We start from the raw sequence: 7,057 nt of genomic DNA on the forward strand, positions 1-7,057 counted from the left end.
CAGGCGAGTACTTCGACGTCCCCAACGGGAACTCCTGTCCTATGGATCATCACGATCCAATGATCAGGGTGTCCACGATCAAGGGGAAACGCCCAATCTGAGGTGACCCCGGAGTGCGGACAAGGAAGATCCGGAGACATTCCGCCAGGTCCTGGCCGGCTTCCAGGAAGATCTGAACCTGTACAGGCTCGACGGTCACGCGCTCACCCGCCCTGCCACACAGCTCCACGAGATCACCGACGGCCACAACGCGCTCCTGTCCCAGCTCATCTGCACGACCGCCGTCCAGGCGATCGTGTCGGGAACGGAGAACATCACCCTCGCCGGCCTCAAGACCGTCAACATCAGCCCGGTAACCCACCGGACCGTCGTACGGCGGCGACCCAGCCGAGACACCATTGATGAAGGCCGGCCCCGACCGCGCCGAGCTGCCCGTTGTCGTTGGCTCCCCAGGCTGTGACCGATCCATCGGGGAGGGCCGCAAGGGCGTCCCCGCCCCGATCCAGGCCGGCAAGAGATGGGTGGTGGCGGGGTACAACTGCCAGCAGGTCCTCACGATCCACAGTCTGCCGCCCGCTCCCCACCCGGTCACCAGCACCACGGCGGCCGCCGCCTCGCCCGAGAGCCCGGTGCGGACCCGGGAGACCGCATCGGCCGGCCACCGCCGCGCGTTCGAAGCCCACCGGGCCACCAGAAAGACCACCACCGTGGACCCTGCGATCCAGGCCGCCATCGAGCAGCGGGACCAGGAGCAGGCCAGGGAGCCGGAGAAGCTGTTCGGCAACGACTACCGGGCGCTCGAAGAACTGCACTGGGCGAGCGCGACGGTGGTTCACGTGCAGTCCGAGGTGCTTCGGGCGTTCCGGTTCACGCCGGACTTGACCTCTGCTCAGGAAGAAGTACTTCTCCGTCATGCGGGTCCCGGGACACACGGCGCGCTTTACCCTGCGTACGAAACCGGCGGTGCGTATTCTCTCTTGATCATCCGGCACCGCCGATGAAGCGCACCTCCGGGTACCGGGGAGATGGTCCTTCGAGGATCGGGGCGCGACGGCCGCGCAGGTGAAGGTCGAAGTAGGCGAGCAGGAAGCGCCGCTGGATGTCGATGCCGCGTGTCCCGTCGAGCGGGCCTATGAACTCGGCCAGCTGTTCGTCGGTCGCTCCGAGCCGCGCGGCGGCCTGCGGCATGAACGTCTCGTAATCCGTGTACGAGAAGTGCCGGGTACCGGTCAGCCGGAGGTGGCGGCGCCAGCCTCGCAGCCGCGGCCAGATCTCCGACCAGCTCGGATTGCTGTCCGCGTCCTCGCTCATCAGGAGGAGCGGTTTGTGCAGTCCCTGGGTAACCACCGGACCGAAGAGACTGCCGTCGAGGTTCGCGCCTGCTGCGATCGGTACCCCTGCCGCCATCGCCGAAGCCGCGGTCGCACCGCCCAGGGAGTGGCCGAACATGGCGGTCCTGGACAGGTCGAGGATGTCGCCGAGTCCGTGCGGAAGCGGGCCCCGGCGGCCCCGTACGCGCCGCGACAACTCCTCCAGTACGAAACGGGTGTCGGCCACCCGCACTTCGACCGCCTTGAGGATCGTCGGATCGTCGTCCTCCCCGGTGAGAGGCGGCATCGCGTACTTCTCGACCCGGCCGTCGGGGAACTCGACCTGTCCGGCGTCATATGTGTGGTCGATGGCGGCCACGACGTATCCGTGGCTGACGAGTTCCTCGACCAGCGCAGTGCTGGAGCTGCGGTGCTGACCGTGCCCATGGGAGTAGAGGATCACCGGACGTCGGCCACCACGCGTGTCCGCCGCTGCGCCGATCCGGGCGTGCGTGTCCGGCAGCGTGGCGTACTCGGGGAGGAGATACCCCGTCTGTTGGAAGACCTTGGCGGCCTGTTCGGTCATCCATGGTGCCCGGGGCAGGCCGGCGGCTGTGCGTGCGGGGTACCAGAGCTGAACCATCAACTCCCGAACCGGCCGTGCAGCGATCCAGGGGTCCCGGCGGCTGCGGTCGCTGAGATGCAGCGCCATGGTGCCGAGGGCATGGGGACCGCTCGGTCGCGGCAGGACGAGTCGTACGGGCGGCTGGACATCACCCGGCGTCCAGCGGGGCGACGATGCGACGGCGGGAACGTCAAAGGCGGCGGTCACAGCAAGTCCCGCAGCGAACGCGGCGCCCGTGCTCACCATCCGCCTCCTGCTGATTCCGGTGGTCCTGCTGGTCCTGAGGTTGCTGCTCGGTAGAGACAAGGCTGGACGCTGCATGGCGATCTCCTTTGCGGACGGTGCGTGGTGCGCAGGCACCTGGTGCCCTACCGGAAGGCTAAGGACCGCTCTGTCGGCGAACTACTCCGATTCCTCATCGGTTTCGCTGACATTTGTCACTCACCATCGGCGCACTGAGGAGGCCGGGCACGCGCACAGGGGGGACAAGCGTGATGGCCGCCGCGAACGCCGGTGTTGGCCGGCCGTAGCCGGTCAGGAACGTTCGGATACCTCGAAGCCGATCCAGCGCCCTCGGCGTGCTGCCGCCGGTGCTGTGTGTCCGGCGGCAGGAGCATCCGGGCGTCCAGGTACGGCTGCACGAACATCAGCACGCGGACCAGCTGCTGGCCGCGATGCAGGCCGGCCAGGCCGATGTGGCCCTGGGCCCGCTCCCAGATGTGTGGGATGGCCCGATCCTCGAGCTGGACGTCGAGGAGTTCGTCGTGGTCCTGCCCGCCGGTGACGTGACCCGGCCGCCGACGGGTCACGGAAGCGCACCGTGCGGCTGGCGGAGCCGGCAGACCGCAGCTGGGTGCATTACGCGCCGGACAACGGCCTGGCCGACGTGCTGGACGAGAGCTGCGCCGCGGCAGGATTCCGCCCGCAGGCCACGCAGACCGCGGCTGCGCCGCTGCTGGCCGCCGGCCTGGGTCCCCTGGTGCCCGCGAACGTCATTCCCGCACAGTTCGACGGATTCCTGCTGCGCCCGGATCCGGCGGTCCCCCCTCTCGCCGCCTACCGCCGCAACCAGCACGACCCGCTGACCACAGCTTTCGTCGACGTGCTCACCCGGTCGACCTGAGTCCTGCCCGGGCATGTGCGCGACGAACTGGGGTTGCGCAGCTGAGGCCGTGCCGTCCTGATGGCGCCCAAGTGATCACCGACCAAATGCCACCCGATCCGCCGTCGGCCATTCGCCGCGACAGGTCACACCGAAACTGCGAACCTCACGGCTACCGCTGCCATCGCCACGCTAAGCACATCCGCTTGTCGCGGTCACACCCCCGCGCTCCCCCTGGCCTAGAAGACTCATGAAGATCTTGATGAGGGGCTGTCCGGTCGCAGGCCGGGCGGCCTCTTGGCCTATGTGGTGGCCGTGCTGATTGTCCAGGTGCTGCCTGTGCGGGTGAGTCCGAGGTTGATCAGTCGGCGGAGGTTGAGTGCGGCGGCTCGGGTGTGGAGCCAGCTGTCGTTCTTTGTGGTGCCGCGGTAGCGGAGTTTGCGGTTGCCGTGGTGGACGAGCCAGGCCACGGCGCGTTCGACTGGTGGTCTCCAGCGGCGGTAGTCGGCTTTCCAGTCGGGGTCGGTGGCGGCCTGGTGGCGGGCGGCGGCGAGCAAGTCGTGGTGTGGGCGGATGGTCAGGATGCGTCCGGCCTTGGCTTTGGTGCACTGCTCGCGCAGGGGACATCCGGCGCACAGGTTCTTAAAGGAGGCGGTGCGCTGGTGGTGCTGTCCGCCGGGGGCGGAGAGAGGGACGGTGTGTCCGGCGGGGCAGGTCACGGTGGCGGCGGCGGTGTCGATGACGAAGTCGTCCAGGGTGAAGCCGCCAGGGACAGCGGGCCGTAGTGGGGCGGGCTTGAAGAACAGCCGGTGTCCTGCCTCTTCGAGGGCCTGGCGGGCGTCGCCGGTGGAGTAGGCGGTGTCGCCGAACGCGTCCACCGGCTCGTGCTCGTCAGCAAGCAGATCGAGGCCGACGGCTGCTTCGTGGTGCTCGGGCCCGGCGCCGGGCGCGAGGGCGACGGCGGTGTACAACCCGGTCTCGGGCTCGACGGCGAGGTGTGCTTCGAAGCCGTCCTACTGGTGGGAGCGGGTCTTGTGCACGTGCCGGGATTCCGGATCGACGGTGGAGATCATCCGGTCGTAGGCGGTGCCCCGGGTGATGCGCCAGCGCCCGTCGCGGCCGTCGGAGTCCTCGGCGGGTTCGACGTCCTGCCCGGCGACCAGGGCCAGGATGCCGACAGCGTTCGCGGCCTTCTCGCCCAGCTCCTGCTCGGGCAGATGCCCCAGGAGCCTGAGCGCGTCACCGGCCAGGGCATCAACGAGGACGGCGCGGGCCTCCTCGTCATTCCAGGCGATCCTTGGTCTGCCCGGGTCGTTGTAGTCATGCGCGGTGCACTGCACGGCCGCGACCCGGTCAGCTCCCGGATGACCGCGCGGACGGCAGCGATGATCTGGGTGACGGTGTCCTGGGTGGCGACTGCGTCGTCCAGCACAGTGGAGTCCAGCGCCCGCCGGTGCTTGCCCTTGAGTACACCGGTGGCCTTGACGACCTCCCTCACGGCCTCGAACACCCGGTTCGGCCGGGTGGAGCGGGCCAGCCGGCGGCGGAAATAGGCAAGCAGTGACGGATCGAACGCCATGTCGTTGAGGCCCAGCCCGCACGCGGCCTTCCACCGCAGGTCACAACGCAGTTCCTGGACCGTCTCGAAGTCCGACAGCCCGTGCAGGGCCTGCAGCGTGATCGCGGCGGCCAGGATCTGCGGCGGCATACTCGGCCGCCCGTTCGCCGACGGGTACATGTCCTCGAACATCACCACCGGGAACAGCGCACCGCGATGCTCGGCCAGGAACGCAAACACACTCCCGGCCGGGATCAACTCCCGGCACGTCTCCCACACATCCGGCCCGATCGTCTCCCCGGCCCATTCCCCCATCACCACAAGAAAGAGTCTGGCCCCGCCACTCACGCGGCGGGACCAGAACCCCAAGATCTTCATGAGTCTTCTAGGACAAGCCATCGAGCGGCCGGAGGAAGCGGCGCTCATACCGCTTGATGCAGCGGGTGCTACGAGCCAGTTCGAACGCGTCCTGGCACTCCGGGTCGGACATGCTGTCCGCACGGTACTGCTCGTAACTGGCGAGGCTGGCAAAGGAGAAGAGGGCGTAGGCGATGTCGCTGTCGCCCTCACTCGGCAGGAAGTAGCCGTGGTGCGTGCCGCCGAAACGGTTGACGAGCCCGACCCAACGGCGACCGTACTCTTCGAAGTCCTCAAGCTTGTCGGGGTCGATCTCGTACTTCAGATGAATGGTGATCATGCCTACATGATGCCGCGTGACCATTCGGGTTCAGGCAGGCCTGTGAGGGCGTAATTCTGCGACTTTCCGAGATCTAGCGGTGGTTTGTTGACGGCGGGTCAGGACCGTAGTAGGCCGGTAGCAGAGGAACGTCGCCTCGCCGCCTGGGGGCTTGTGATGACTCGCCGTCTGCCGTGTCCGCCCGCTCCGGGCCCGCTCCGGGCCCGCTGGAAGCCTACGCCGCGCGCTTCGATGACCTGCTCTCGACGTTGGCACAGCGCCGCGGGTTCCGCGAGTACCTCGCGGGGCTGCTGCTGCCGCGGGACCGGAACAAGACCCTGACCTGCCTGGCCGGCGCCGAACCCGTCGTCGGGGCCCAGCACGCCTCGGTACAGCGGCTGCAGTTCTTCCTGTCCGAGTCGACCTGGAACCACGAGCAGGTCAACGCCCGCCGACTGGAACTGCTGCTGACCGATCCCGCGACCGCCCCGCACCCAGGCGGGGTGCTGGTGATCGACGACTCGGGCGACCGCAAGGACGGCAAGGCGACCGCGCACATCGGCCGCCAGTGGCTGGGCCGGCTGGGCAAGACCGACAACGGCATCGTCACCGTGACCACCTGCTGGGCCGACGAGAACCTCTACTACCCGCTGCACGCCGTGCCCTACAGCCCCGCCCATCACTTCCCCAAGGGCAAGAGCGACCCCGGCTTCCGCACGAAGCTGCAGATCGCCGCAGAACTGGCCCGCACCGCGAAGGCTGCCGGGGTGGCCTTCCGCGCCGTGGCCGCCGACTGCGCCTACGGCGACCAGGACAGCTTCCGCAGACAACTCGACGCGACGGGACTGCCGTTCGTCATGGCCCTCAAACCGAGCCACGGCACCTGGGCCTACGGCAAGGATGCCTACACTCCCGTCCATGCCGCCCACGCCTTGACCTGGACGGACCCCGAGCGCCCCGGGGACTGGACCGCCGTCGAGCGCACCTTCCGTGACGGACACACCGAGACCTGGTGGGCCGCCGACGCGACCCTTGGCTGGTGGGGACCCGACGGAAACGTCCGTCTCGTCGTGGCCACCACCGACCCGGCCACCCTTCCCCCGCAAACCACCTGGTACCTGGCCACCGACCTGCCCCGCCCCGGCGGACCCCGCGAGGCCGACAGTTCCGAACCGGCCGCCGACCTGCATGAAGTCGTCCGGCTCTACGGCATCCGACACTGGATCGAGCAGAGCTACAAGCAGATCAAGGACGAACTGGGCTGGGCCGACTTCCAGGTCCGTTCCGATACCGCCGTCCGCCGCCACCAGACCCTGGTGAACTGCGCATTCTCGTTCTGCTGGGACACCTGGTTCGCTCAACCTCCCGACCGGGAGCCCGCCCTCGTCCCCACGGCCCCGCCGACTGTCACAGCGGTGGGGCCGGCTGAGAGGGGGCCCCAGCAGACCCCACCAGCCCCAACCGGCCAGCTGGCCGCAGGCGATTCGCGCCGTCCGGGCCTGGCTCGACCCCTGGACCACCCTCCAACGCTGCTGGCGAGCCTGGAGCAATGCACCCCCGCCACCCGAACTTCAAGCCCTGATCAACGCCGTCGGCGCAGGCCACCCACTCGATCTCTACTCCCCGGTCTAACAAACCACCGCTAGTGTGATGCGCCAGAAAAGGCGGTCTTAAGTCTGCTGCTGGTTTTTGGTGCTGGATGGGCTGATTTTGGTGAGGTAGTCGGCGAGGGATTTGAGGATCTCGTCGGCTGTCTTGGTCCAGGTGAACGGCTTCGGGTTCTCGT

Annotated in this window: 5 protein-coding genes and 2 pseudogenes; 4 read left to right on the plus strand and 3 right to left on the minus strand. The window is 68.3% G+C overall.

The window, feature by feature from the left end; genetic code table 11:
• Positions 1-401 precede the first annotated feature (401 nt).
• On the plus strand, positions 402-1,001 hold the full coding sequence (locus tag ACFVX4_RS41240; protein WP_389988402.1) for a hypothetical protein: 600 nt from the start codon (positions 402-404) through the stop codon (positions 999-1,001).
• On the opposite strand, the gene ACFVX4_RS41245 is transcribed toward ACFVX4_RS41240, so the two are convergent.
• Positions 982-2,022: an alpha/beta hydrolase family protein gene (locus tag ACFVX4_RS41245; RefSeq protein WP_389988404.1), complete on the minus strand. Its 1,041-nt coding sequence runs from the start codon at positions 2,020-2,022 to the stop codon at positions 982-984. The two genes, ACFVX4_RS41240 and ACFVX4_RS41245, sit on opposite strands and share 20 nt — an antisense overlap.
• A 503-nt stretch (positions 2,023-2,525) precedes the next feature.
• On the opposite strand from ACFVX4_RS41245, the pseudogene ACFVX4_RS41250 reads away from it, so the two are divergent.
• Both ACFVX4_RS41250 and ACFVX4_RS41255 read left to right on the plus strand, forming a co-directional pair.
• Positions 2,526-2,657, plus strand: a pseudogene (locus ACFVX4_RS41250) (LysR family transcriptional regulator); the annotation flags it as partial.
• Positions 2,658-2,755: 98 nt separating this feature from the next.
• Positions 2,756-3,058: a hypothetical protein gene (locus tag ACFVX4_RS41255; protein ID WP_389988411.1), complete on the plus strand. Its 303-nt coding sequence runs from the start codon at positions 2,756-2,758 to the stop codon at positions 3,056-3,058.
• A 281-nt stretch (positions 3,059-3,339) separates the two neighbouring features.
• On the opposite strand, the pseudogene ACFVX4_RS41260 reads toward ACFVX4_RS41255, so the two are convergent.
• Both ACFVX4_RS41260 and ACFVX4_RS41265 read right to left on the minus strand, forming a co-directional pair.
• A pseudogene (locus ACFVX4_RS41260) lies at positions 3,340-4,910 on the minus strand (IS1182 family transposase).
• A gap of 70 nt (positions 4,911-4,980) precedes the next feature.
• Entirely contained in the window at positions 4,981-5,292 is a 312-nt protein-coding gene (locus ACFVX4_RS41265; protein WP_326770648.1) for an NIPSNAP family protein, read from the minus strand.
• A 173-nt stretch (positions 5,293-5,465) separates the two neighbouring features.
• Between ACFVX4_RS41265 and ACFVX4_RS41270 the strand changes: the two genes are divergently transcribed.
• A complete protein-coding gene (locus ACFVX4_RS41270) occupies positions 5,466-6,917 on the plus strand; it encodes an IS701 family transposase (RefSeq protein ID WP_389988408.1) in 1,452 nt (483 codons plus the stop codon).
• The last annotated feature ends 140 nt before the right edge of the window (positions 6,918-7,057 follow it).

The organism is Streptomyces sp. NPDC058240 (genome assembly GCF_042882135.1).
GTDB lineage: Bacteria > Actinomycetota > Actinomycetes > Streptomycetales > Streptomycetaceae > Streptomyces.

Excerpts from the sequence above, each read along its gene's own strand:
- ACFVX4_RS41240 (WP_389988402.1), top strand. The coding sequence starts at position 402 with ATGAAGGCCGGCCCCGACCGCGCCGAGCTGCCCGTTGTCGTTGGCTCC.
- ACFVX4_RS41245 (WP_389988404.1), bottom strand. The coding sequence starts at position 2,022 with ATGGCGCTGCATCTCAGCGACCGCAGCCGCCGGGACCCCTGGATCGCT.
- ACFVX4_RS41265 (WP_326770648.1), bottom strand. The coding sequence starts at position 5,292 with ATGATCACCATTCATCTGAAGTACGAGATCGACCCCGACAAGCTTGAG.